The sequence below is a fragment of the Pseudomonas sp. 2 genome (genome assembly GCF_056627435.1).
The window spans coordinates 75130-100018 of sequence record NZ_JBWXNG010000009.1 but is presented as its reverse complement, the minus strand read 5'-3'; the positions used below and the strand labels follow the sequence as shown (position 1 = coordinate 100018).

At 59.8% G+C, this 24889-nt stretch carries 21 protein-coding genes; 9 read left to right on the top strand and 12 right to left on the bottom strand.

Features of this window, described 5'->3' with window-relative positions:
* Window positions 1-27: 27 nt before the first annotated feature.
* The 5 genes from AC1MEK_RS16565 to AC1MEK_RS16545 form a co-directional block, all read right to left on the bottom strand.
* On the bottom strand, window positions 28-1056 hold the full coding sequence (locus AC1MEK_RS16565; protein ID WP_480397364.1) for a histone deacetylase family protein: 1029 nt from the start codon (window positions 1054-1056) through the stop codon (window positions 28-30).
* A gap of 282 nt (window positions 1057-1338) precedes the next feature.
* Window positions 1339-2331, bottom strand: coding sequence for an AraC family transcriptional regulator (locus AC1MEK_RS16560; RefSeq protein ID WP_480397363.1), 993 nt, complete (start codon window positions 2329-2331; stop codon window positions 1339-1341).
* Window positions 2332-2536: 205 nt separating this feature from the next.
* On the bottom strand, window positions 2537-3541 hold the full coding sequence (locus tag AC1MEK_RS16555) for an asparaginase (protein WP_480397362.1): 1005 nt from the start codon (window positions 3539-3541) through the stop codon (window positions 2537-2539).
* 30 nt (window positions 3542-3571) lie between these two features.
* Window positions 3572-5026, bottom strand: a complete 1455-nt coding sequence (locus AC1MEK_RS16550; protein WP_480397361.1) for an alanine/glycine:cation symporter family protein — start codon at window positions 5024-5026, stop codon at window positions 3572-3574.
* Between the two features lie 250 nt (window positions 5027-5276).
* Complete coding sequence (locus AC1MEK_RS16545) at window positions 5277-6701, bottom strand: aspartate ammonia-lyase (protein ID WP_480397360.1); 1425 nt, start codon at window positions 6699-6701, stop codon at window positions 5277-5279.
* A 190-nt stretch (window positions 6702-6891) separates the two neighbouring features.
* On the opposite strand from AC1MEK_RS16545, the gene AC1MEK_RS16540 reads away from it, so the two are divergent.
* A complete protein-coding gene (locus AC1MEK_RS16540; protein ID WP_480397359.1) occupies window positions 6892-7812 on the top strand; it encodes a LysR substrate-binding domain-containing protein in 921 nt (306 codons plus the stop codon).
* A gap of 27 nt (window positions 7813-7839) precedes the next feature.
* Here the strand turns inward: AC1MEK_RS16540 and AC1MEK_RS16535 are convergent, their stop codons facing one another.
* The 3 genes from AC1MEK_RS16535 to AC1MEK_RS16525 form a co-directional block, all read right to left on the bottom strand.
* Window positions 7840-8382 carry a zinc metalloprotease gene (locus AC1MEK_RS16535; protein WP_480397358.1) on the bottom strand — a complete coding sequence of 181 codons (543 nt, stop codon included), beginning with the start codon at window positions 8380-8382 and terminating at the stop codon, window positions 7840-7842.
* Window positions 8383-8556: 174 nt separating this feature from the next.
* Window positions 8557-9219: a zinc metalloprotease gene (locus tag AC1MEK_RS16530; RefSeq protein WP_480397357.1), complete on the bottom strand. Its 663-nt coding sequence runs from the start codon at window positions 9217-9219 to the stop codon at window positions 8557-8559.
* 61 nt (window positions 9220-9280) lie between these two features.
* Window positions 9281-9919 carry a hypothetical protein gene (locus AC1MEK_RS16525; protein WP_480397494.1) on the bottom strand — a complete coding sequence of 213 codons (639 nt, stop codon included), beginning with the start codon at window positions 9917-9919 and terminating at the stop codon, window positions 9281-9283.
* Window positions 9920-10299: 380 nt separating this feature from the next.
* Between AC1MEK_RS16525 and purE the strand changes: the two genes are divergently transcribed.
* The 4 genes from purE to AC1MEK_RS16505 all read left to right on the top strand — a co-directional run bounded on the left by purE (window position 10300) and on the right by AC1MEK_RS16505 (window position 12963).
* Complete coding sequence (gene purE / locus AC1MEK_RS16520) at window positions 10300-10791, top strand: 5-(carboxyamino)imidazole ribonucleotide mutase (RefSeq protein WP_074754780.1); 492 nt, start codon at window positions 10300-10302, stop codon at window positions 10789-10791.
* 6 nt (window positions 10792-10797) lie between these two features.
* Window positions 10798-11880, top strand: a complete 1083-nt coding sequence (locus AC1MEK_RS16515) for a 5-(carboxyamino)imidazole ribonucleotide synthase (protein ID WP_480397356.1) — start codon at window positions 10798-10800, stop codon at window positions 11878-11880.
* 220 nt (window positions 11881-12100) lie between these two features.
* The gene (locus tag AC1MEK_RS16510; RefSeq protein ID WP_404635554.1) at window positions 12101-12346 is read left to right on the top strand and encodes a GlsB/YeaQ/YmgE family stress response membrane protein; all 246 of its coding nucleotides are present in this window, start codon (window positions 12101-12103) and stop codon (window positions 12344-12346) included.
* A gap of 80 nt (window positions 12347-12426) precedes the next feature.
* On the top strand, window positions 12427-12963 hold the full coding sequence (locus AC1MEK_RS16505) for a DUF3299 domain-containing protein (RefSeq protein ID WP_480397355.1): 537 nt from the start codon (window positions 12427-12429) through the stop codon (window positions 12961-12963).
* Between the two features lie 106 nt (window positions 12964-13069).
* Here the strand turns inward: AC1MEK_RS16505 and AC1MEK_RS16500 are convergent, their stop codons facing one another.
* Window positions 13070-13981, bottom strand: a complete 912-nt coding sequence (locus AC1MEK_RS16500; RefSeq protein WP_480397354.1) for a D-hexose-6-phosphate mutarotase — start codon at window positions 13979-13981, stop codon at window positions 13070-13072.
* Window positions 13982-14075: 94 nt separating this feature from the next.
* Window positions 14076-14477, bottom strand: a complete 402-nt coding sequence (locus AC1MEK_RS16495; RefSeq protein ID WP_480397353.1) for an acyl-CoA thioesterase — start codon at window positions 14475-14477, stop codon at window positions 14076-14078.
* 382 nt (window positions 14478-14859) lie between these two features.
* Here AC1MEK_RS16495 and AC1MEK_RS16490 point away from each other — a divergent pair, with 382 nt between their 5' ends.
* Window positions 14860-16152 carry an MFS transporter gene (locus tag AC1MEK_RS16490; RefSeq protein ID WP_480397352.1) on the top strand — a complete coding sequence of 431 codons (1293 nt, stop codon included), beginning with the start codon at window positions 14860-14862 and terminating at the stop codon, window positions 16150-16152.
* Between the two features lie 60 nt (window positions 16153-16212).
* Here AC1MEK_RS16490 and AC1MEK_RS16485 read toward each other — a convergent pair whose 3' ends face one another.
* Window positions 16213-17574 carry a hypothetical protein gene (locus tag AC1MEK_RS16485; protein WP_480397351.1) on the bottom strand — a complete coding sequence of 454 codons (1362 nt, stop codon included), beginning with the start codon at window positions 17572-17574 and terminating at the stop codon, window positions 16213-16215.
* Window positions 17575-17784: 210 nt separating this feature from the next.
* Window positions 17785-19155, bottom strand: a complete 1371-nt coding sequence (locus AC1MEK_RS16480) for an NHL repeat-containing protein (RefSeq protein WP_480397350.1) — start codon at window positions 19153-19155, stop codon at window positions 17785-17787.
* A 511-nt stretch (window positions 19156-19666) separates the two neighbouring features.
* On the opposite strand from AC1MEK_RS16480, the gene AC1MEK_RS16475 reads away from it, so the two are divergent.
* The 3 genes from AC1MEK_RS16475 (at window position 19667) to pstA (ending at window position 24805) form a co-directional block, all read left to right on the top strand.
* Window positions 19667-20638, top strand: coding sequence for a phosphate ABC transporter substrate-binding protein PstS family protein (locus AC1MEK_RS16475; protein WP_480397349.1), 972 nt, complete (start codon window positions 19667-19669; stop codon window positions 20636-20638).
* Between the two features lie 195 nt (window positions 20639-20833).
* A complete protein-coding gene (locus tag AC1MEK_RS16470) occupies window positions 20834-23119 on the top strand; it encodes an ABC transporter permease subunit (RefSeq protein ID WP_480397348.1) in 2286 nt (761 codons plus the stop codon).
* A gap of 15 nt (window positions 23120-23134) precedes the next feature.
* Window positions 23135-24805, top strand: a complete 1671-nt coding sequence (pstA, locus tag AC1MEK_RS16465) for a phosphate ABC transporter permease PstA (RefSeq protein WP_480397347.1) — start codon at window positions 23135-23137, stop codon at window positions 24803-24805.
* Window positions 24806-24889 lie beyond the last annotated feature (84 nt).

Sequence of the window (24889 nt, the reverse complement as noted above, 5' to 3'; positions counted from 1 at the left end):
TTGTTTCTCTTCTTCTGATTGATCGGGTCAGACGCTTTCGAAACCTTCCAGCACGTTCACGGCATTGATGCCGATTTCCTCGACCGCATAGCCGCCTTCCATGACGAACAGCGTCGGCTTGCCCAGGCGCGCGATGCGCTCGCCCATGCGCAGGTAATCCGGGCTGTCGAGCTTGAATTGCGAGATCGGGTCATCCTTGTAGGTGTCCACGCCCAGCGAGACTACGACTATGTCGGCGCCGTAGCTCTCGATCTCGGCACAGGCCTTGTCCAGCGCCGCGCTCCAGGTCGCCCAGTCGCTGCCTGCGGCCAGCGGGTAGTTGAAGTTGTAGCCTTCACCGGCACCGATGCCCAACTCGTCGTCGTAGCCGAGGAAGAACGGGAATTCGGCTTCCGGGTGGCCATGAATCGAGGTGAACAGCACATCGCTGCGCTCGTAGAAAATCGACTGCGTGCCGTTGCCGTGGTGGTAATCGACGTCGAGGATCGCGACTTTCGTGTGGCCCTGATCGAGGAAGGCCTGGGCCGCGATGGCGGCGTTGTTCAGGTAGCAATAGCCGCCCATGACGTCGCTGGCGGCGTGGTGTCCCGGCGGACGGCACAGGGCAAAAGCGCTGCGCGCGCCGTTCTGGATCGCCTCCTGGGCGGTCAGCGCCACTTGCGCTGCGCTGTAGGCGGCCTGCCAGGTGCCGGCGGTGATCGGCGCGCCGGCATCGAAGGTGTAGTAACCCAGCTGGCCGTGCAGGCTGGTGGGCATGATCGAACGCAGCGTGCGCGCAGGCCAGGTGTAGGGCAGCAGATCGCCTTCAGGGTTGGTCGCGGCCCAGCGATCCCAGGCACCTTTGAAGAATTCCAGAAAGGCTTCGGTGTGGATGCGCTTGATCGGCTCGATGCCAAAATCCTTCGGACCTTCGACGGCGCCAATTTCGCGATCCTTGACCCGTTGCAGCACGTGGTCGGCACGCGATGGCATCTCGAAGCAGGGCATCAACTTGCCGTCGATCAACTCGCAGCGGCCGTGGTGCAGATGGTGATCGTCTGAATAGATCGTCAGCATTTCTTGTTCTCCTTGGGCTAAGTTGTCCGACATTCTTCGTGCCCACGGCATTTTGGTGAACGACGCAAACGGCCAAAAGGGGATTTATTCGGCCATAAAGTCTGTCCGTAATTCGCCCCTGAATAGGGCGGGATGCCCCGTTTCGAAGCATTGCAGCCGACAATCAAACTGTGGGAGTGAGCTTGCTCACGAAGCTTCGGATCAGACGCCGAAGCAATGTCGGCCCTGCGCCTTCGTGAGCAAGCTCACTCCCACAGGTTCTGGTCGGTCCCGCACCTGCGATCAAACCCGAAACTGACTCGGCGCCACGCCGCTCCATCGGATGAACGCATGGCGAAAGCTCGCGGTTTCGCTGAACCCCAGCACTTCAGCGATGCGATGGATCGGCAATTGATCGTCCTGCAGCAATTGCTTGGCCCGGTCGAAGCGTAGCTCGTCGAGCAATTGCTGGTAGCTGCTGCCGGTGGCTTGCAGGTGGCGGCGCAGGGTGCGCTCGGAGCAGTTCATTTTTTGTGCAATCACGCCCAGGCTCGGGGTTTGCTCGAGCTGGCCGGTCAGCAGATGGCGAATCCGCCCCAGCCAGGCCTGGCGCCCGGTGAATTCGATGTTCTGCTTGCGGCAACGCTCGCGCATGTCGCGGTGGGTTACCGGGTCGGCGAGGGTCAGGGGTTGGTCGAGCAGGCGCTTGTCGAAGGCGAAGGCGTTGTCGACGGCATTGAAATGCAGAGGGCAGGCGAAACTCTCGCGGTAGCTGGCCTGGTAACCGGGCGCGGCATGGGCAAAGCGCGCGTCGAGCAGGGCCAGCGGCTTGCCCAAGAGGTCATCGCAGATCACCCTCAATGAAGCCAGGCACAGCTCGGCGTTGAACACTCGCAGCCCTTCATCGTCGCGGTAGTCGCTGGCGCTGAGCCAGACCCGCTCGCCGTCCTCGATCAGCTGCAGCTCGAACAGCGTGCCCAGCAGCGCCGGATACTCCAGCGCCAGACGCAGGGCGTCACCGAAAGTGGCACTGGTGAGCAGGGCGTAACCGAGAATCCCGTAAGACGACACATGCATGCGCCGCCCCAGCGGCAAACCGATCTCCGGCCGACGCGCCACGGCGTTGGCGCAGACCTGCATTTCCTGAAAGGTGGTGATGCGAATGTCCGGCCGGCTCAGGTCCGCCTCACTGATCCCGCTCCCGGCCAGCAACGCCTCGCTGCCCCAACCCTCGGCGGCAAAGGTTTCCAGGACCAGAGAGACAGCGTTGAGCGTGGTGAGGTGGGAATGAAGCATGACGGCCTTCCGAGGGTTTGCGGGTCGGAAGAGGGGAGCAAGAGATGTGCCTGACTGCCAGCATCGGTTTTCGGAGGCGTGATGAACCTGTGGGAGCGAGCTTGCTCGCGAAAACATTGTGTCAGCCAACAAATCAGTGGCTGACGCACCGCATTCGCGAGCAAGCTCGCTCCCACAGGTGATGTGTGGTCTTAACGTCTAGGCGTTACCGCAACTCCCCACACACATCCCGCTCAACCAGCCGCCGCACATCTTCAATCGGCAAGCCCGCCCCCAAGAGCGCGTGCAATTTGCCGAACGCCGCTTCGCGGGTCATGCCGCCGCCAGACAGCACGCCCACGCCGCGCAGGCGGCTGCCGGCTTCGTAGACGTCCAGCTCGACGCCGCCTTCATGGCACTGGGTGATCGCGACCACGCAGATGCCTTGTTCGCGCGCCCGTTGCAGGCTGGCGAGGAAGGCGGGGTTGTCACTGGGGCCGGTGCCGCTGCCGAAGCATTCGAGGATCAGGCCCTGAACGCCGCTGTCGATGATGGCATCGAGCTGCGCCGCGCCGATACCGGGAAACAGCGGCAGCACGGCGACTTCGGCCAGCTGTTTTGGCTGGCGATAGTCCAGCGCTGCAGGCAGATCCCCGGCGGCGTCGCCGCCACGAGCGCGATTGAGCGCGGCGAACGGATTGCGCCCGAAGCTACGGATTTTCGCGCAGCGGGTCGGCTGCAGCAGCTCGCCGTGGAAGTACAGGTGCACGCCGCGCGGCAGGCCTTCGCCCAGCGCCTGCAATGCGCCGTTGACGTTTTCCCAGGCATCGCTGTCGGGTACGCCCGCAGGCAGCATGGAACCTGTGAACACCACCGGGGCATCGAGCCCCAGCAACTGAAAACTCATCGCCGCTGCGCTGTAGGCCAGGGTGTCGGTGCCGTGCAGGATCAGCACGGCATCGCAGCCTTTTTTATCCACGGCATCGACCACCGACTCGCGCAGACGCTGCCAGTAGGCGGGCGTCATGTTGGCGCTGTCGATCAAGGGAGACATCTCGCGAAACTGCCACTGCGGCACCACCAATGCAGGCTGGCCAGCCAGTTGTTCGGCCATCCGCGCCTCGAATCCGGACGCGGGCGCCAGGCCGTTTTCGCTGGCCTGCATGCCGATGGTGCCGCCGGTGTAGAGCACCATCACTTGCCTGGCTGGTGCGTGGTTTTCGCGATTCATGCATGTCTCCCTGGGCGTGTGTTCAGTTGATCAAGGTGCGTCGGCGAGGGCGTTGGCAGCTGCTTTTGCAGGCTGTGCCGCCGGTTGCTCCAGTGCAGGCGCAGGCCAGGCCTTGAGGTCCAGATCCAGGTCGGGGAACTTGCTGGAGTCGAATACCGGGGTCTCGATGCCTGCCTTACGCTGGTCGTCGTAGTCACGCAGGATACGCAAACCGACCTTGAACAGCATCGCCAGCGCGATCAGGTTGACCAAGGCCAGCAGCGTCATGGTGATGTCGGCGAAGGCGAACACCGTGCCCAGGTCTTCCACCGCGCCCCACAGGATCAGCGCCAGCACCAGTGCGCGATAGCTCATCAGCGCCTTGCGGCTTTCGCCGAGCAGGAAGCGCAGGCTGTTCTCGCCCAGGTAGTAGTTGTAGAGAATCGAGGTGAACACGAACAGCGCCAGCGCCACGCTGATGAACAGCTTGCCCCAGTCGCCGACGACCGCCGCCAGCGAGTTCTGGGTCAGCGCGATGCCATCGCCTTCGAAGCCCGGGGTGTAGAAGCCCGACAGCAGAATCAGCAGCGCGGTACAGGTGCAGATGACGAAGGTGTCGAGGAACACGCTGAACGCCTGGACCACGCCTTGCGCCACCGGGTGCTTGACCTCGGCCACCGCCGCGACGTTCGGCGCACTGCCAAGGCCCGCTTCGTTGGCGAATACGCCACGCTTCACGCCCATTACGATGGCGCTGCCCAGCAGGCCGCCGAAGACTTCGTCCAGGCCGAACGCGCTTTTGACGATGGTCATCAGCATGTGCGGAACGTGCTCGAACTGCACGCCAATCACATACAGCGTGACGGCGATGTACACCAGCGTCTTGACCGGAACCAGCAGGTCAGCCACGGCAGCGATGCGCTTGATCCCGCCGACGAAGACCAGCCCCAGCAATACCGCCAGCGCGATGCCCGCATACGCCGGCGACACGCCGAACGCGTTGTTGAGCGAGTGGGTGACCGCGTGGGATTGCAGGCCGTTGAAGGCGAAGCCGAAGGTCACCAGCAGCAGGAGCGCCATGACCATGCCCAGCCAGCGCTTGCCCAGACCGTGCTGAATATAGAAGGACGGGCCGCCGCGATACTGCCCTTCGGAGTCGCAGCGTTTGTACAGCTGGCCCAGGGAACATTCGAAGAAGCTGCTGGCCATGCCGACCAGCGCCGTGACCCACATCCAGAACACCGCACCGGGGCCGCCCAGTGTCACGGCGATGCCGACACCGGCGATGTTGCCGGCGCCTACACGCCCGGCGAGGCTGAGCATCAGCGCTTGAAACGAGCTGAGCTGGCCCGAGCTGCTGCGCAGGCTTTCGCGAAAAACCGCGAACATGTGGAAGAAATGACGTAATTGAACGAAACGCGAGCGAATCGTGAAATATCCACCGAGCCCGACGATGAGCACGATCAGTAGTTTTCCCGAGAGGAAGTCGTTGATGACTTCAAGCATTGGATGTTCCTCGCTTTTTTAGAGGGGGCGCACTATACCGGTGCGCGTTATTGGAGTCTGTAAACCGTTTCTGCTTTTGAGCCCGATTCGTCGTTTGCTTGCGCGGGGCGTGTTGTGGTGGGTCCTGAATTCCGCAATTCAGGGGCAAAAAAAAGGGCTGGAAGCTTCTACTTCCGGCCCTCAAAAGGGTGAGGGGTGTCTAGGCCCTCAGCCTGGTGATTGTGTTGCAGTCAAAACGGGTGTCACGTGATCAGGCCTTCAGCGGCACCAATCGTGGAGCGATCATGTTTTCCGGGCGCAGGATGTCGGCGAGCATCACTTCATCGAGCAGGCCTTCCTCGCGCACCAGTTCCAGTACGCCACGGCCGGTTTCCAGGGCGACGCGGGCGATACGGGTGGCGTTTTCGTAACCGATGTACGGGTTCAGTGCGGTGACCAGGCCGATCGAGTGCTCGACCAGTTCGCGGCAGCGCTGTTCGTTGGCGGTGATGCCGACGATGCAGTGCTCGCGCAGCATGTCCATGGCGCGTTGCAGCAGGCGGATCGAGTCGAAGATCTTGTAAGCGATCAGCGGCTCCATCACGTTCAGCTGCAGCTGGCCGCCTTCAGCCGCCATGGTCAGCGCCAGGTCGTTGCCGGTGATTTCGAAGGCGCACATGTTCACGGCTTCCGGAATGACCGGGTTGACCTTGCCTGGCATGATCGAGCTGCCTGGCTGACGCGCCGGCAGGTTGATCTCGTTGATGCCGGTGCGCGGGCCGCTGGACAGCAGGCGCAGGTCATTGCAGATCTTCGACAGCTTGACCGCAGTACGCTTGAGCATGCCGGAGAACAGCACGAAGGCACCCATGTCGGACGTCGCTTCGATCAGGTCGGCGGCCGGAACCAGCGGCTGGCCGCTGATGATGGCCAGGCGCTCGACGGCCAGGTGCTGGTAGCCCGGGTCGGCGTTGATGCCGGTACCGATGGCGGTGCCGCCCAGGTTCACTTCGGTCAACAGCTCAGGCGCCAGGCTGCGCAGGCGGTTGAGGTCTTCGGTCAGCGTAGTGGCGAAGGCGCGGAATTCCTGGCCGAGGGTCATCGGCACGGCGTCCTGCAGCTGGGTGCGGCCCATTTTCAGTACGTGGCTGAATTCCTGGCCTTTGGCAGCAAACGCCTGAATCAGGCTGTCCAGGCTTGCCAGCAGCGCGTCGTGACCCAGCAGCAGACCCAGACGGATCGCGGTCGGGTAGGCGTCGTTGGTCGACTGCGCCATGTTCACGTCGTTGTTGGGGTGCAGGTACTTGTATTCGCCCTTGGCATGGCCCATCGCTTCCAGCGCGATGTTGGCGATGACTTCGTTGGCGTTCATGTTGGTGGACGTACCGGCGCCACCCTGAATCATGTCGACCACGAACTGCTCGTGGAAATCACCGCGGATCAGACGTGCGCAGGCTTCGCTGATCGCTGCGTGCTTCTCGCTGTTCAAGTGGCCCAACTGATGGTTCGCATCAGCGGCGGCCTGTTTGACCATGGCCAGGCCCACTACCAGTTTCGGGTAGTGAGACAGCGGAACGCCGGAGAGGTGAAAGTTGTTCACCGCACGCAGGGTCTGAATGCCGAAGTAGGCATCAGCGGGGACTTCGAGGGTGCCAAGCAGATCTTTTTCGGTGCGAAATGATGCAGCGGAGGACATGATAGAGAAACTCTCAAATAGGACACGGTCTGAGCCGGAACGCCTTGAATACTAGGCTTGCGGACGAACGGCGACCAATGCTGTTGCACACTGCCCTATGCAATAACGGCATAATGTCGATGTGACGTTCCGATTGTGACGGTCGTATTAAGCACAACATGTCGCCTATCTATAACTCTGGGAGAACACCATGAACCTGGAAAGCAAATGGCTGGAAGATTTCAGCGCCCTGGCTGCCACCCGCAGCTTCTCCCAGGCGGCCGAGCGCCGTTTCGTCACGCAGCCTGCGTTCAGCCGCAGGATTCGCAGCCTGGAAGCCGCGCTGGGCCTGACCTTGGTCAACCGCTCGCGCACGCCCATCGAGCTGACGGCGGCGGGGCAGCTGTTTCTGGTCACCGCGCGTACGGTGGTCGATCAGCTTGGCGAGGTGTTGCGCCATCTGCATCACCTGGAAAGCGGGCAGGGCGAGGTCATGCAGATCGCCGCAGCGCACTCGCTGGCGCTGAGTTTCTTCCCGCGCTGGATCGCCCAGTTGCGCAATGAAGGCCTGAACATTGCCACGCGGCTGGTCGCGACCAACGTCGGCGACGCCGTACACGCCCTGCGTGAAGGCGGCTGCGACCTGATGCTGGCGTTCTACGACCCCGATGCAGCCCTGCAGATGGACGCCGAAATCTTCCCGTCGCTGCACCTGGGCATGACCGAAATGCTCCCGGTGTGCTCGGCGGATGCCGATGGCAAGCCGTTGTTCGATCTGGAAGGCGAAAACAGTGTGCCGCTGCTGGCCTACAGCGCGGGCGCGTTTCTCGGGCGTTCGGTCAATCTGCTGCTGCGCCAGCGCAACCTGCGGTTCACCACGGTCTACGAAACGGCCATGGCCGACAGCCTCAAAGGCATGGCGCTGCAGGGCCTGGGCATCGCCTGGGTGCCGCGCCTGAGCATCGCGCCGGAGCTTGAGCGCGGCGAACTGGTGATCTGCGGTGGCACGCAATGGCACGTTCCGCTGGAGATTCGCCTGTACCGCTGCGCGCTGGTGCGCAAGGCGAATGTGCGGTTGTTGTGGCGCAAGCTGGAGACGGCTGCCTCGGCCACCGACAACCCTGGCGCATGATCGCCAGCGAGGGGGCGGCCGATCAAGTCAGGGCAGCCCCTTCAGGTAGGCGCTCATCCGCCGGAGATTCTCCTGGGTGTACTCGCGACAGCTCGCCCGGGAGGGCCGCTGTATGGCGTAAACGTTGGTCTCGCATTCCTGCCCGTCGATGAATTTGAGGCGGGCATCTTCATGGGTCGCGCCCAGCATGTGCCCCATTTCGTGGGCGATGGTGGCTTTGGTGTTGATCGAGGCGATGGCGGCCAGCCCGCGATCGGAGCTGACGCCCACGGTGTTTCGGTTGATTCGCTCATGGGTCACCAGCACGTATTTGTAGCGACGGATCAACGGCAATTGCTGTTCCCGCGCGTAGCTCCTGACCTTCGCGTACCAGCGATCGAGCGCGATCTGGCGGCTTTCTGATTTGTAATTGATGTCGGTATAACCGGCCGCTCGTTCAATGAGGCGTACGTTGATACGTCGAGGCGTCAATGCTTCGAGATCTTGGATGAACCAGGAAATATGCTCGCCCATCAACGACGCTCGTTTATCCATGGGGATGTCGTCATGAATAAAAAACAGCAACTCCACGGGGCGGGGCGATGAGAGCGGTACACTTTGATGGGTGGCGAAGGCAGCGGTTAACGGCAGCTGAAATACAATGGCTGTAAGCAGCCATTTTTTTATAAGAGAAATAATGGTGAATGCTTCCTTGTCTGTGAAATTTCACGAGAGCTTTCTGCTCATCGTCTGGCTCGAACGCCATTAAGGGACGTTTTTCAAATAGTTACGTATTCCCTGTCCAGCAGGGTCGCTGTACTTGTAGCAATTCCTGATAAAGGGAACCTCTGCGGCGAGCATGTTGGTGTAACAAGCCACAGGAAAACCGGAACCCACCACGCGTCCATGGCCGTGTTCTGCCCCCAGCAGATGCCCGACTTCATGGGCAATGGTGCGATAAGCCGTCAAGGACACGACGGAGGAGCGCTTGCCTTGATAAGCGATACCCGCAGTAAAGAACGTCAGATCATCGCGGGCGATCAGCAGATATTTATGTCGCCTGTCTCGAGGCAGGTTGTTGTAAACCAGGTAGTCACTTACGCGTTGATCCCACTCATAGAGCGTTTTATCGGCGTCGCCGAGCCGATAGTCGAAGTCGGTGTAACCCGGTTTTTTGACCACTGATTTGATCGTTACCTTTCGGCCAGTGATGCCCTCGAGATCCGTAATAAACCAGGGGAGATAATCACGCTCCATGTTGAAGAGATCCCGGTTCGTCAGCTCGTCATGGAGAAAGAAGGTAAGCACTATGGGAAGTTTTGTCGGCCCTGACGAGGCGGCCTTTTCAATGGTGTTATCGGCCAGAGTGGCGGTGGACATTCCGATCGTCAGCAGGACAGCAGCCAACCCGGTTGTGGGTGTATTCATGATGTTTTCTCATCCTTGAGACAGGGTCGACCACGATTACTTGTGTTCGACCCTGAAGTGGTTATGGAACGTCGCGCAGGTAGTTCTGGATGTTTTTCTGATTCGCATCGCTGAAACGATGGCAGGGAAAGATATTGCTTGTGGTGTATGGCCACATGATGGTCTGACAAGGCAGGAAGCTGGAGGCATCGTGATCGGCCCCAAACAGATGACCGATTTCATGCGGCAGCGAGTTGGAGTGATTCAGCGAAGCGATACCGACGTTGAATAGCGGCGTTGCGATGCCGTGGGTGCTGAAGTTGAGCTTGTCGGACGTGACCAGCATGTATTTGTGTCGTTCGGAGGGCAGAGGCAGGTTGTTATCGTTTGCGTGGTTCCTGGCTGCGGAGAGCCATCTACGAAGGATTTCCTCTTCGTCATCACCTTGGAATTCGAAGTCGGTCAGCCCGGGGTGCTCGTCGATGACCGTAACGACCGTCCTGCGCCCGGTGACTGATTCCAGATGCTGCAGGAACCGATTCAGATCGCCATGCAGCTCGGCCAGTTCGTCCGGATCGACCTGGTTGTGCAAGACCAGAAATAGCCCGAGATTGGCGCCGGATCGCGATTGAGGGTTGAGCTTGTCGCTGGCCACCGCGATAGCGAAGGGCAAGTTGAACAGTGCGATGCATAACAGCCATGTTTTCAATCTGTTTTTCATTTTTTTAGTCTCTTCCATGAGTTTCTGGTGCATTTGCAACGTCAATGTTGCGAGGCTACTTAAACAAAAAAAGACGGATGACGGCAGTGATGCTTCACGACTCATCTGGTGGGAAGTTCGAGCTTTTTGCGTAGGACCAATCGCCTTGTGCCGCCGAATTTTGTTCAGCGTCTGCGTGGGAGAGCTGGCGGGATGCAACATTTCCCTGCGCGACAGACAGAAGGTCAATCGGGGTGCTTTAAAATCCCGACTTTGCGGTATACTGCGCGGCCTTTGGCCGGTTGCACTGGTCATAATTCGTACGACAAGCCACGCCGGTCCTCCCGCGTGGCTTGTTGTTTTTAGACGCGCCTGCGGGCGCCCGATGAAGAGGCACGACGATGAGCGCACTGGTTGGCGTGATCATGGGCTCCAAGTCCGATTGGTCCACCCTTAGCCACACCGCCGACATGCTGGAAAAGCTCGGCATTCCGTACGAAGTCAAAGTGGTCTCGGCGCACCGTACGCCGGACCTGCTGTTCCAGTACGCCGAAGAAGCCGAGGGCCGTGGCATCGAGGTGATCATCGCCGGTGCCGGTGGCGCAGCCCACCTGCCGGGCATGTGCGCCGCCAAGACGCACCTGCCGGTGCTGGGCGTTCCGGTGCAGTCCTCGATGCTGTCGGGCGTCGATTCGCTGCTGTCTATCGTGCAGATGCCCGCGGGCATCCCGGTCGCCACCCTGGCCATCGGCAAGGCCGGTGCGATCAACGCAGCGCTGCTGTCGGCCAGCATTCTGGGCGCCAAGCACCCGCAATTCCATGCAGTGCTGAAAAAATTCCGCACTGAGCAGACAGACAGCGTTCTGGACAATCCAGACCCTCGCGAGGCCTGAGTTTTCATGAAGATCGGCGTAATCGGTGGCGGCCAGCTGGGCCGCATGTTGGCGCTGGCGGGCACTCCGCTGGGTATGAACTTCGCGTTTCTGGACCCTGCACCGGACGCCTGCGCCGCCGCGCTGGGCGAGCATCTGCGTGCCGATTACGGCGATCAGGACCACCTGCGCCAGCTCGCCGATGAAGTCGATCTGGTGACCTTCGAATTCGAAAGCGTGCCGGCTGAAACCGTGGCGTTTCTCTCGCAGTTCGTGCCGGTCTATCCGAGCGCCGAAGCCCTGCGCATCGCCCGCGACCGCTGGTTCGAAAAGAGCATGTTCAAGGACCTGGGCATTCCGACTCCGGCCTTCGCCGACATTCAGTCCCAGGCGGATCTGGACGCCGCCGTAGCCAGCATCGGCCTGCCCGCTGTGCTGAAAACCCGCACCCTGGGCTACGACGGCAAGGGCCAGAAGGTGTTGCGCACGCCTGAAGACGTGGTCGACACTTTCGCCGAGCTGGGCAGCGTGCCCTGCCTGCTGGAAGGCTTCGTGCCGTTCACCGGCGAAGTCTCGCTGATCGCCGTGCGTGCTCGCGATGGCGAAACCCGCTTCTACCCGCTGGTCCACAACACCCACGACAGCGGCATTCTGCGCCTGTCCATCGCCAGTACCGATCATCCGCTGCAGGCACTGGCCGAAGACTACGCAGGGCGCGTGCTCAAGCAGCTGGATTACGTCGGCGTGCTGGCGTTCGAGTTCTTCGAAGTCGATGGCGGCCTGAAAGCCAACGAAATCGCGCCGCGCGTACACAACTCCGGGCACTGGACCACCGAAGGCGCCGAGTGCAGCCAGTTCGAGAACCATCTGCGTGCCGTCGCCGGCCTGCCGCTGGGCTCCACGGCCAAGGTCGGCGAGAGCGCGATGCTCAACTTCATCGGTGAAGTGCCGGCGGTGGACAAGGTCATCGCGGTTGACGACTGCCACCTGCATCACTACGGCAAGGCGTTCAAGGCCGGTCGCAAGGTGGGTCATGCCACCGTGCGCAGCAAGGACCGCGCGACCCTGGACCGTCAGGTGAAGCTGGTCGAAGCGTTGATCAAGAATTGATCATTCGCTGATCTGCTTTTGTAGGAGTGAGCTTGCTCGCGAACGCGGTGGGTCTGCAATGAATTCGTTGCCTGACACACCGCAATCGCGAGCAAGCTCACTCCTACAGTTGTTTTGGGGTGCTCTCCCATTGAACCATTCATCCGCCCAACCCCTCTCATAGCGTGTTGCCGATAGCCGACTAGGCTTTGGCATATCCATTCAGACAGAGGGACATCGCATGGGCATCATCGGAACCATCTTCATCGGCCTGATCGTGGGTCTGCTGGCACGTTTTCTGAAGCCAGGCGACGACAGCATGGGCTGGATCATGACCATCATCCTGGGTATCGCAGGCTCGCTGGTGGCGACTTATGGTGGTCAGGCGCTGGGCATCTATCAGGCCGGGCAGGGCGCAGGCTTCCTCGGGGCCCTGGTGGGCGCGATCATCCTGCTGGTCATCTACGGCATGATCAAAAAGAAATGAAATCCGTTCCGGCCCTCTGCGCGATCGTCGCGCGGAGGGCTAGAATGCGCGGCAACGAATCCCCCACGCCGAGCCTTTCAATGCGTCGTCTTCTCTTGATTTCCCTGCTGCTGGTCTGCGGACTGGCAAGCGCCGCTGAACCTCCGGAAACCGACTGGCTGGAACTGATGCCCAAGTCGGACCAGAAAGCCCTCGAAGCCATGCCCGAGATCGACCACAACTCCCCGGAAGCCAAGGGGACGTTCGATGCCAAGGGTGGGCTCAAGCAGGCCAAGGGCCTGCCTGCCGTGATGTATTCGACCAAGACCGTCGCGGCGATGAACAATAAGAACATTCGCCTGGGCGGCTATCCGGTGCCGCTGGAAACCGACGCCAAGGGCCACAGCACCCTGTTCTTCCTCGTGCCGTACCCCGGTGCCTGTATCCATGTGCCGCCACCGCCGCCCAATCAACTGGTGCTGGTGCGCTATCCCAAGGGGCTGAAAATCGAAGACATCTACACGCCGCTGTGGGTGATCGGCACGTTGAAGATCGAAACGGTCAATCAGGACCTCGCCAACGCGGCTTATGCGCTGGATGCGTCGAAGGTGCGGGTGGTGACCGAGGCTGATTTGTAATCAGACCTGTAGGAGCGAATTTATTCGCGAATGATGTATCAGGCGATCTATCTCTTTCGCCTGACCTATCTTTCGCGAATGAATTCGCTCCTACAGAGGTCGTGTGTTATTTCGCGTCCAGAGGCTCAGCCCAAATGCTCACGCTCATCGCGTGCATGTCGCCGGGTTTGAGCGTCACGACATCCGTCATCACGTTGGCCGTTTCAACACAGACCATGCCTTTCCAGCCATCAGCCTCCATGTCGCTGAAGGTCTTGGTTTTGTCGATCCACGGGTTCCATACCACCGACGAATTCGAGCCTTGGGTCTGAATCTGGATCCTGCGCTTCCACGCAGGGTCGACAATGGAAATCAGCTCCGGTGTGCCCTGGTAGATACGATCTGTCTCGCCGATGAACCTGATGTCACCCGACTGCACCTGGACCGTGTCCCAGCTCTCCAGCGTATTGAGGTAGCTGACGCCATCCAGGCCTTGGATGCTGACCTGATGGATGTCGCTGACCGCAAAATAACTGTGCAGCGCCTGGCTCAGCGTCACTTCATGATCGCCGGCGTTGTAGCTCAACAGGCTCACGTTCAGCGCAGAATCCAGGCGAATGCTCAGCTTCAGGCCAACCGTGTGCGGCCAGCCCGGCAATTGGCCTTCCGCCTTGAGTTGAATGAACTCGACGATCAGCGCCTCGCCGTCCTCGGCGATGTTGATCAATTCCCAATCGATGGCGCGGACTTCCCCGTGAGCGTTGGCCGGCTCGCCGCTCTGGCGCATGGCCTGCACGCTTTGCGGGTTGCGCTGGAAGTTGCCGAACCACGGCCAGCAGATTGGCATGCCGCCGCGAATCGCCTTGCCGTGCTTGAACACTGCGCCGGGGTTGGACCAGATCAGCGGCTCGTCGCCGTCAATCTGGTAGCTGACGATGTGCGCGCCCTGCTGGGCGATCACCAGTTCCGCCTGGCCGTGGCGGATGCGCCAGCAGTTGAGCTCACCGAGCTGGATGGATTCGACTTCTGGCGTAGGCATAAGGGTACTCACTCAAAGGACAGTGACTGATTCAGACTCTGTCAAGCTTGATGAGTTTACCGCGCAATGCCAAGTGCGATGATGCCGCCGGTGCTCAGCGCCGGGCCGGTACCGAGCGGGTGCGGCCGCTGCCGTCGATCGCGACGAACACGAATACCGCTTCGGTCACCTTGCGCCATTCGCTGGACAGCGGGTCGTCGCTCCACACTTCGACCATCATGCGGATCGAGCTGCGGCCGATTTCCTGGGTCTGGGTGTAAAAGGACAGCTGCGCGCCCACGGCCACCGGGACCAGAAACGCCATACGATCGATGGCCACGGTTGCAACGCGGCCACCTGCGACCTTGCTGGCCATGGCGGTGCCGGCCAGGTCCATCTGCGCGACCAGCCAGCCGCCATAGATGTCGCCAAAGCCGTTGGTTTCACGGGGCAGTGCAGTGATTTGCAACGCCAGATCGCCTTGCGGGATCGGGTCTTCCTGTTCGAGCTCTATCATGCCGAGGGTCCCTCTGACCCATGACTCTCATGTCATTTATTACATTTGAAAGGGAAGTTCTGCGAAATCGACTTGGCTAAATGACTTCGCACAAATTCCCTCGAATGACCGGTTGAGTCGCGGCCGGCAAGTATATCGGGCCCTGCGCCATGCTTCGACCGTCGGGTTTCGATTTTGACCGGCTGTTGTTTCGGTCTATGTGTATTTCCCGACAATTTGCTATCGTGCCGAACCGATCTGGCGCACTACGCCGACATTGGCACGCAATTTTGATGCCCGATTAACTCCTCGAGACGAAAAAATCGCGTGTACTGCCGTTACCCACGGTTGCCTCGCTGTTGATTATTTGTCCCAAGAGAGCCTCAAAAGAGAAGCCATTGTCATGTCCTCTGTGTCTTCAAGTGCCGCGCAGCCTTCGCGTCCACTGACCCGCAACGATTACAAAACCCTGTCGCTGTCTGCCCTGGGCGGTGCGCTGGAATTCTACGATTTCATCATCTTCGTGTTCTTCGCAGCCGTTGTCGGCAAGCTGTTCTTCCCCGTGGACATGCCTGAATGGCTGCGCCTGATGCAAACGTTTGGCATTTTTGCCGCCGGTTATCTGGCTCGCCCGCTGGGCGGCATCGTCATGGCGCACTTCGGCGACCTGCTGGGCCGCAAGAAAATGTTCACCCTGAGCATCTTCCTCATGGCCGTGCCGACGCTGATCATGGGCTTGCTGCCGACCTATGCGCAGATAGGCATCTGGGCGCCGCTTTTGCTGCTGCTGATGCGCGTCATTCAGGGCGCTGCCATTGGTGGCGAAGTGCCAGGAGCGTGGGTATTCGTTTCCGAGCACGTTCCCTCACGTAACGTCGGTTACGCCTGCGGCACCCTCACCTCGGGCCTGACCGCAGGAATTCTGCTGGGCTCTCTGGTGGCCACCTGGATCAACAGCATCTATACGCCGGCCGAGGTCTCGGATTACGCCTGGCGGATTCCATTCCTGCTGGGCGGCGTGTTCGGCCTGATGTCGGTATACCTGCGTCGCTGGCTGCACGAGACCCCGGTTTTCGCCGAGATGCAACAGCGCAAGGCGCTGGCCGAAGAAGTCCCGCTCAAGGCGGTACTGCGCGACCATCGCGGCGCCGTGGTGCTGTCGATGCTACTGACCTGGCTGCTGTCGGCAGGTGTTGTGGTGGTCATCCTCATGACCCCGACCCTGCTGCAAACCATGTACGGCTTCGCGCCGGCGGTCACGCTGAAGGCCAACAGCCTGGCGATCGTCCTGCTCAGCCTGGGCTGCATCGGTGCCGGCGCGCTGGCCGACCGCTTCGGCGCAGGTCTGGTATTCCTGCTGGGTTCGCTGGGCCTGTTGGTCAGCTCGTGGACCTTCTACCACACCGTCGGCACGAACCCGGATTGGCTCTATCCGTTGTACGCCATCACCGGCCTGTTCGTCGGCACCATCGGCGCCGTGCCGTTCGTGATGGTCAAGGCCTTCCCGCCTGTAGTGCGCTTCAGCGGCCTGTCGTTTTCCTACAATTTGGCTTACGCCATTTTCGGCGGCCTGACGCCGATGGTCGTGACCCTGATGCTCAAGGCGAATCCGATGGGGCCGGCCTGGTATGTGGCGATTCTGTGTGGGTTAGGAATGGGGATCGGCCTCTACCTGCTGCGTAGTCGACGGATTTAGTAATGTAGAAGAGCTTTGCGCTCGCGGCGTGATCAAGCCGCGGGCGCTTTGCATGCACCGTTAGACCTTGATGGCGAGTATCGCTGGGTTGCCACCGGCCGAACCTGCAATCAGTACCTGGTCTGGTCCAGGCTGGACAAATCCGGTCTGCGTGTTGGAGAAAAAATCCGCGTCGGTCAGTGTTCCAAATTTTTCTGGGCCTGGTACGAAGCTTTCGTCGATACTGCCATCCTTATTGAAACGCCCGAGTACAGGTCCGGATGATGTGGGTAGCGTCCAGCTTCCCTTTGTCATCACTTTTCCAGCCGTTTGCTCCGCTATGCGCGCCTGATGCCACTGATCCAGGTAGGGCGGATCGATGAACGCGTGTATGGCCGGCTGGCCCCCGTTGAAGGCATCTTCCGGCGAGCCATTGATACTGTACCGCCCGACCAGGCTTTCATCACCCCGGTCAGAAACCGCCAAGCCTGCCACGAGCATAACGCTGTCGCCATCGGAGACGGAATTGAACTGAGGGTAGTGATCTGATATCTCGGTTTCGCTGAATCCGTTTGTTCCAAATGTGTTATCCGCATTGCCTTGGCTGTCGAATTTCATGATCAGCCCGGACCAGGCAGAACCATCGGACATGTAACTCGCCCCGCAGGCGAGAATACCGCCATCCAGACTGGCGCTCAGGCCTGTTATCAGGATCAGCTTTGTGGGGTGTTCGGGATGTTTGGGTGTCAATAGACCGCCTTTCTGAAACTGGGGATCCAGTGCGCCTTCAGGTGTTAATCGTAAAATATGATAAGTGCTGCCATCCTCAGTTGTTTCAATAATGCCGACAAATATACCCTTTGCGGACACAATGCAGGAGTTGCCACTGATCAGTTGTGCTTCAAAATCTACAAGTGTATGGATATCCACTTTTCCGTCTAAGCCAAAGCTTGAATCCAACACGCCGCTGCTCAATCTCTTTGTAATGGCATAAGAAGAGTAGAGGACGCTGTTGTCTAACCACGAGATGGCTCCCCAATTGAAAGTATCACCAGCCGTTGTTTCGTGAAGGCCTCTGAGTATCGATATCCTTCCAGGAGCTCGGGTGAAATGTGCATCGATGAACCCTGTGCCAAGATCCCCAAATGAAGTGTCCAGATTTCCGGCTGTGTCGAATCGTGCCACGTGAGCGGCGTATTGCCGCTCCGGTGTAGAGGGGTTGAGTGTTTCGTAATAGGTAGCGAGTAGATACCCTTGCTTGGTGGTGCTGGGTATTATGCATGAGGCCCAACCGGTGATGTTGCCTAGCCTTAATTTGCCTGCGATTCCGAATGTCTGATCATATGCGAGCGATCCCAATGACCGGGGAGGCGAGGGCTGGCTGTCAGCTGTAGGGCCATAGATTTCAGATTCCAATCTTTGTACACGAGGTCGAATGTCCATGATGTTATACCTTTAAATGGAGGCTGCGCTTTACGGGAGCGTGTTCGCATTTTTGAACAGGGTGTGTATCAAGTTTTGATGACAACGGCCAACTAAATGCTCGGGATTGGCCCTACGTCATACCGTGAGATTTAATAGGATCCCGAATGGCAAAAAGCAAATGCTCTGCAGCTCGGGATCTGCTCATGAATGTTTATGCCAGTTGGCTGGTTACCCTTTGGTTGCCACCAACCCCGCATGCAGTTCCTGCTGCTTCTCATGCATCCAGCCCGGAAAGATGAGGCGGTTGGATAACGGATCGTACACTGGCGCTGGCAGTGGGCCCGACATCGCCAATAGCTCAGAAAGTTGTCCGATACCGTCAGGTGGACAAAAGCTCTTATTCAGCTCGCCTTTGGCTGTGTAGGCAAATGTATAAAGCGTTCCTTCAAAAACTCCGGTTCCTGCGATCCCATCGGTGCCTAGCTTGGTTGTACCGCCCCAGATTGCATTGGGCATTTCGGGGTGGGTGACGAGCTGGCCGCCATTGAATTCCTGTGCCATTTCCCCGGCGTAGGTAATACGGCAAATAAAGGGGCCCTCGCCAGTGGCGGTGATGCGCTTGCTGTCATCGTCGGCGCCCATGTGAAAGACGTATGGGTAGTCAATGTGACCTGGGGCTGGAGGTATAACGCACACTCCGTTTTTACCAAATGCCGTATCCACTTCACCTCGGCCATCCAGACACAGTAAGGTTGTCAACAGATCGCCCGGAACATCGCGTTGGCCAGCAATCACTATTTTTCTATTTGCCGCGCCAATTCGAATACTTGCGATACAAGTGACATTGAATTGCTCATTTAGATCCTGACTGAATTGAAAGGCCAGTTTTTTAACGCCCCCTTGCGCAAAGCTTATATCGGCTTCCCCGCGTTGAGTGATCATGATCAAAAACGTTTCCCAATAATATCCACCTTCGGGACGGGGGAGGTCTCCCATGACATTGACCAGGTATTTTCCATCATGAAGTGTCAAGCCCAAGCGCTGCGGCGGAGTGGCATGTTCCATCAACTCCCACAGATCGATCCACCCACTATTCCCGAAAGCGACGTCCAGCTGGCCGGAGGGCGTGAGTTTGACCAGTTGGAGACGATAATTGTTAAAGATATTGGGATCATATACATAGCACAGCGCAATGACGCTACCGTCTTCATCCTCGATCAGATTGTTCGGTGTCGCGAAGCACCCATCGAGTTCAACTGTGCCGGTTTTATTGAAACTAGTGTCAAGGCTGCCGTCAGCCTTTAACCGACAGATAGCGCCTGTGGCGCAGTCCCAATGCCTGGAAGCGTACGCCGTATAATAAGTTCCAGGGCTTTTCCGGCTCGGGATGATGTGCACGCATCCGAAAGGGAAATGCGAATAGCCTCGGCGGAGGCTCACTTTCCCACCCACGCCAAATTGAGGGTCAATCGGGGCCGGCAGGTACGGGAACATTCGGCGCTTACTAACGTTGGATGAGCGTGGTGGTTCAGGGATATATGAATATCGATAGCCGAATGGCGGTGTGTTTGTGGCAGAGTCGAAATGTTGAGTGCGCATATTCAGGTTCCTTCTGATTTTCTGATTTACAAGGGCATGGTTAAGAGCCACGCCTGGTTAAAGGTGGTGTGATGAAACCGTTCGACGCGGGATTGTTGCTCTGCCTCGATTCGAACGCTTGTAGTTGCACGCTTGCTTGATGATGAAGTGGGAGCTACGAACATTGCCTGATTCTCATCGTAGTCCGTGTGCGGTGCTACATCAGATTCAATCGGAGTAATCAATACTCGTTATATCGCGATTTTTTTATTTTGATGTCTGAATCCTTTTCTACAGAATTAGGTTGAGACGTAGTCATATCTCTCCGGAGATGTAAAGAGTTTGGCGATAAAAAATGTGAGGCTTATCGCAATCGCGATCGGCTTTGTGCTTACAGGACCCTGCGCTGAAGGCCATGGCGAATGAAACAAAATCGTGCCCGTGTTTCATCTGTCTGTAACAATGTCGTCATAGAGTAGTCACATGGCCACCATCCACCCGGCCAGCACTCTTACCTCGCCAGGAGCCAGGCATGACATTCAAGCGTTTGTTGACCGCATTCACCTTGGTGGCCGCTGGCGTCGCCGCAGCCCAGGCCGTGGCCGCGGTCGATCCGGCGATCAAGCCTTACGTCAAGACCACTGGCGTTTCGGGCAACCTGTCCAGCGTCGGCTCCGACACCCTCGCCAACCTGATGACCCTGTGGGCGGAGGCCTACAAGAAGGAATACCCGACGGTAAATATCCAGATCCAGGCGGCAGGCTCCTCCACTGCGCCGCCCGCGCTGACGGAAGGCACGGCAACCCTGGGCCCGATGAGCCGCAAGATGAAGGACGGCGAGCTGTCGGCCTTCGAGCAGAAATACGGCTACAAGCCGACGGCAATCCCGGTGGCGGTGGATGCGCTGGCGGTGTTCGTGCACAAGGACAACCCGATCAAGGGCCTGACGCTGGCGCAAGTGGATGCGATTTTCTCGGCCACCCGGCTGTGCGGCGCCAAGGGCGAAGCCAAGACCTGGGGTGATGTCGGTGTGACGGGCGACCTGGCGGGCAAGTCCATTCAGTTGTTCGGGCGCAATTCGGTATCCGGCACCTATGGTTATTTCAAGGAAGAAGCCCTGTGCAAAGGCGACTTCAAGCCCAACGTCAACGAGCAGCCGGGTTCGGCCTCGGTGGTCAGCTCTATCAGCAGCTCGCTGAACGGCATCGGTTATTCGGGCATTGGTTACAAAACGTCCAGCGTGCGCACCGTGCCGCTGGCGAAAAAGGAAGGCGGCGAATTCGTCGAAGACAACGAAGCGAACGCTCTGAACGGCACCTATCCGCTGGCCCGCTTCCTTTATGTGTACGTCAACAAGGCGCCGAACAAGCCGCTGAACCCGCTGGAAGCCGAGTTCGTGAAACTGATTTTGTCCAAACAAGGTCAGGAAGTTGTCATCAAAGACGGGTACATTCCACTTCCAGCCAAGGTTGCCAGCAAGGCGTTGGCTGATCTGGGGCTTTAACAAGGGGGTGGCACGCAGAGCCGCCATAGAACCCAGCAGCGGGGTGGCAGACGTCCCGCCAGTAAACGAAAAGGCCTTATGGAACGAGGCTCGCGAAACAATGAGCAGTCCGTTGCCACGATATTCGGGGCGACGGGCTTTTTTGCGTCACCACGCTGTCATGTATCTGTCATACACAGTGACTAGGGTGTGCGCATGAATGATTTGGCCAATTCATCGATGACCGATAAGTCTCCACCCGAGCGCATTGATTTCAATACGCCGCAGCTGCAACGCAAGCGTCGTATTCGTGCGCTCAAGGACCGTCTGACGCGCTGGTACGTGCTGGTGGGCGGACTTGCCGTGCTGGCCGCAATTACCCTGATTTTCTTCTACCTGGCCTACGTGGTCGCGCCGCTGTTCAAGGGGGCGACGCTGACTGCCAGGCCTGCGCTGACCCCCTCCTGGCTGCAGGACGCCGGCAATCCCATGGTGTTCGCCATCGAGGAGCAGAATGAGGTCGGCATGCGCGTGTCCGACACCGGCCAGGCCGTTTTCTTCCTGATCAAGGATGGCAGCGAGCTGTCCCGCGTCAGCCTGCCGGTGCCCGCAGGCGCCCATGTCACGTCCGTCGCCAAGGATCAGCCCGGCAAACCGGTGATCGCCGTGGGCCTGTCCAACGGCCAGGTGCTGGTGTTCAGACATGCCTATCCGATCAGCTACCCGGACAACAAGAAAACCATCACGCCTGCCATCACCTATCCGTACGGCGAAACACCGCTGGTGCTGGATGAAGAGGGCCGGGCGGTCGAGCACATCAGCCTCAACGCCGGAGATTCCACGCTGATCGTCGCGGGTTCCACTGGCACTCAATTGCATGTGCTGTCGCTGAGCCAGCGCGAAAACCTGATGACCGGCGAGACCAGCAATGAGCAGAGCCGCATCGACCTGCCGCAGTTGTCTGCCACGGTAAAAGCGATCTACGTCGACCCGCGCCAACAGTGGCTGTACGTGATCAATGGCCGCGCCCAGGCGGACGTGTTTGACCTGCGTGATCGCAGCCTCAATGGCCGTTACAAGCTGCTGGAAGACGCCAACGCCGAGATCACCGCCAGTATCCAGCTGGTGGGCGGGATTTCGCTGGTGATCGGCAACTCCAGAGGCGGTATCGCGCAGTGGTTCATGGCCCGCGATGTCGATGGCGAGATGCGCCTGCAGCACATCCGCGACTTTAAGCTGGGTGGTGCGCCGATTTCCCAGATCGTGCCAGAGCAGCGCCGCAAGGGCTTCATCGCCATGGACACCGCCGGCAAGCTCGGCGTGTTCCACAGTACGGCCCATCGCACGCTGTTGGTCGATCAGGTCACCGACGGCCCGGCGCTGATGGCCATGTCGCCACGGGCCAATCTGGTGCTGGTCGAGCGGGGCGGCAAGGTCCAGCCGCTGACGCTGGACAACCCGCATCCGGAAGTGTCGTGGAGCGCGCTGTGGGACAAGGTCTGGTACGAGAACTATGACGCGCCGCAGTACATCTGGCAGTCCACGGCGGCCAACACCGATTTCGAGCCCAAGCTCAGCCTCGCGCCGCTGACCTACGGCACGCTCAAGGCGGCGATCTACGCCATGTTGCTGGCCGCGCCGCTGGCGGTGGCTGCGGCGATCTACACCGCCTACTTCATGGCTCCGGGCATGCGCCGCAAGGTCAAGCCGGTGATCGAGCTGATGGAGGCCCTGCCCACGGTGATTCTCGGTTTCTTTGCCGGGCTGTTTCTGGCGCCGTATCTGGAAGGGCATCTGCCGGGGATTTTCAGCCTGCTGATCTTCACTCCGATCGGCATTCTGCTGGCCGGGTTCGCCTGGACGCGCCTGCCGCAGTCGCTGCGCCTGCGGGTGCCGGACGGCTGGGAAAGCGCGATCCTGATTCCGGTCATCCTGCTGGTGGGCTGGGTGTCGCTGGGCATGAGCTCGCACCTGGAAAACTGGTTCTTCGGCGGCGACATGCGCTCCTGGATCACCAACGACCTGGGCATCACCTACGATCAGCGCAACGCCCTGGTGGTCGGCCTGGCCATGGGCTTTGCAGTCATCCCCAACATCTACTCCATCGCCGAAGACGCCGTCTTCAGCGTGCCGCGCAGCCTGACCCTGGGTTCGCTGGCGCTGGGCGCCACGCCATGGCAGACCCTGACCCGCGTGGTGATCCTCACTGCCAGCCCGGGTATTTTCTCGGCGCTGATGATCGGCATGGGCCGCGCGGTCGGCGAAACCATGATCGTGCTGATGGCCACCGGCAACACGCCGATCATGGACATGAACCTGTTCGAAGGCATGCGCACGCTGGCGGCCAACGTCGCGGTGGAAATGCCCGAGTCCGAAGTGGGCGGCAGCCACTATCGCGTGCTGTTCCTGGCGGCGCTGGTGCTCTTGATGTTCACCTTTGTCATGAACACCTTGGCGGAGCTGATTCGTCAGCGCCTGCGCAAGAAGTATTCGTCTCTCTAGGGCAGGTAGAACGTGATGAAAAAGACCTCCCTCAAGAGCTGGTTCAAAAGCGGCGCCCCCGGCGTATGGATCAGTGCGGGCGCTGTTTCCATTGCCGTGATCATGACCATCGGCCTGCTGGCGGTGATCGCCGTGCGCGGGCTGGGGCATTTCTGGCCGGCCGATATTATTTCCGCGCAATACGATGTGCCCGGCCAGGAAAAACACGTGCTGGTGGGCGAGCTGGCGCAGTCCGAGCAAGTGCCCCGGGCGCGCCTCAAGGGCGCCGGGCTGCCGGTGCCTGACCAGGGCCCGGAATTCATGACCCGCGACCTGTTCAAGATCGGCAATCGTGATCTGAATCCCAGCGATTTCAGCTGGATCGTCGGCGAATGGCTGACCGATCAAAGCAAGCCTGCGGACTTGATGGCCATCGAGCGTCGTGAGTGGGGCAACTTCTACGGCTACCTGGTCAACGTCAAGGAAGGCGACAAAGTCGTCGCCGAAGGCGAGGCCGCGTGGCCGCAACTGCAGGCGCGCATCGCCCGGGTGCAGAAGATCGCCAGTGAGCTGAATCGCCTTGAGAAAACCGAAATCGGCGCGATCAACCACGGCATCGAACGCCTGCGCCTGCAGGCCCGCAAGCTGGAACTCAATGGGACGCTGGACGCCGAGGCCCAGGCCGATATGGCCGCCGAGCGCGCCGAGTACGACGCACGCTACAAGGCCATCGAATCGCGTCTGCTCACGCTGCACAGTGATTTTGATCGCGACAGCCTCACCGCCCGCGACGCCAATGGCAAGCAAGTGGTGATCAGCCTGGGCAAAGTGGTGCGGGCCTACCAGCCCAACGCCATGGGCGTGGCGACCAAGCTGGGCTTCTATTTCAAGAAACTGTGGGAATTCCTCAGCGAAGACCCGCGTGAAGCGAACACCGAGGGCGGGATCTTCCCGGCGATTTTCGGCACCGTGATGATGACCCTGATCATGGCCGTCATCGTCACGCCGTTTGGCGTGCTGGCGGCGGTTTATCTGCGCGAATACGCGCGCCAGGGGCCGATGACCCGGCTGATCCGCATCGCCGTGAACAATCTCGCTGGCGTTCCGGCCATCGTCTACGGTGTGTTCGGGCTGGGGTTCTTCGTCTACGTGCTGGGCGGCTCGCTGGATCGCCTGTTCTTCCCCGAGGCCTTGCCTGCGCCGACCTTCGGCACTCCGGGCCTGATGTGGGCGTCGCTGACCCTGGCGCTGCTGGCGGTGCCGGTGGTGATCGTCGCGACCGAAGAGGGCCTGGCGCGCATTCCGCTGACCCTGCGCGAAGGCTCGCTGGCCCTCGGTGCGACCAAGGCCGAGACCCTGTGGAAGATCGTTCTGCCCATGGCCAGCCCGGCGATGATGACCGGCCTGATCCTGGCCGTGGCCCGCGCCGCTGGCGAGGTGGCGCCGCTGATGCTGGTGGGCGTGGTCAAACTCGCGCCTTCGCTGCCGGTGGACGGCAATTACCCTTATTTGCACCTCGACCAGAAGATCATGCACCTGGGCTTTCATATCTACGACGTGGGCTTCCAGAGCCCCAACGTCGAAGCGGCCCGCCCGCTGGTCTACGCCACGGCGCTGTTGCTGGTGCTGGTGATCGCCTTGCTGAACCTGTCGGCGGTGGCCATTCGTAACCGCCTGCGCGAGAAATACCGGGCACTCGATACCTAAGTCACAGGCGGCAAGAAGCAACGTCGCCTTTGCACCAAACTTGTAGCTCGCAGCCAGAGGCTTGCAGCTGAAACGGGAGTGAGA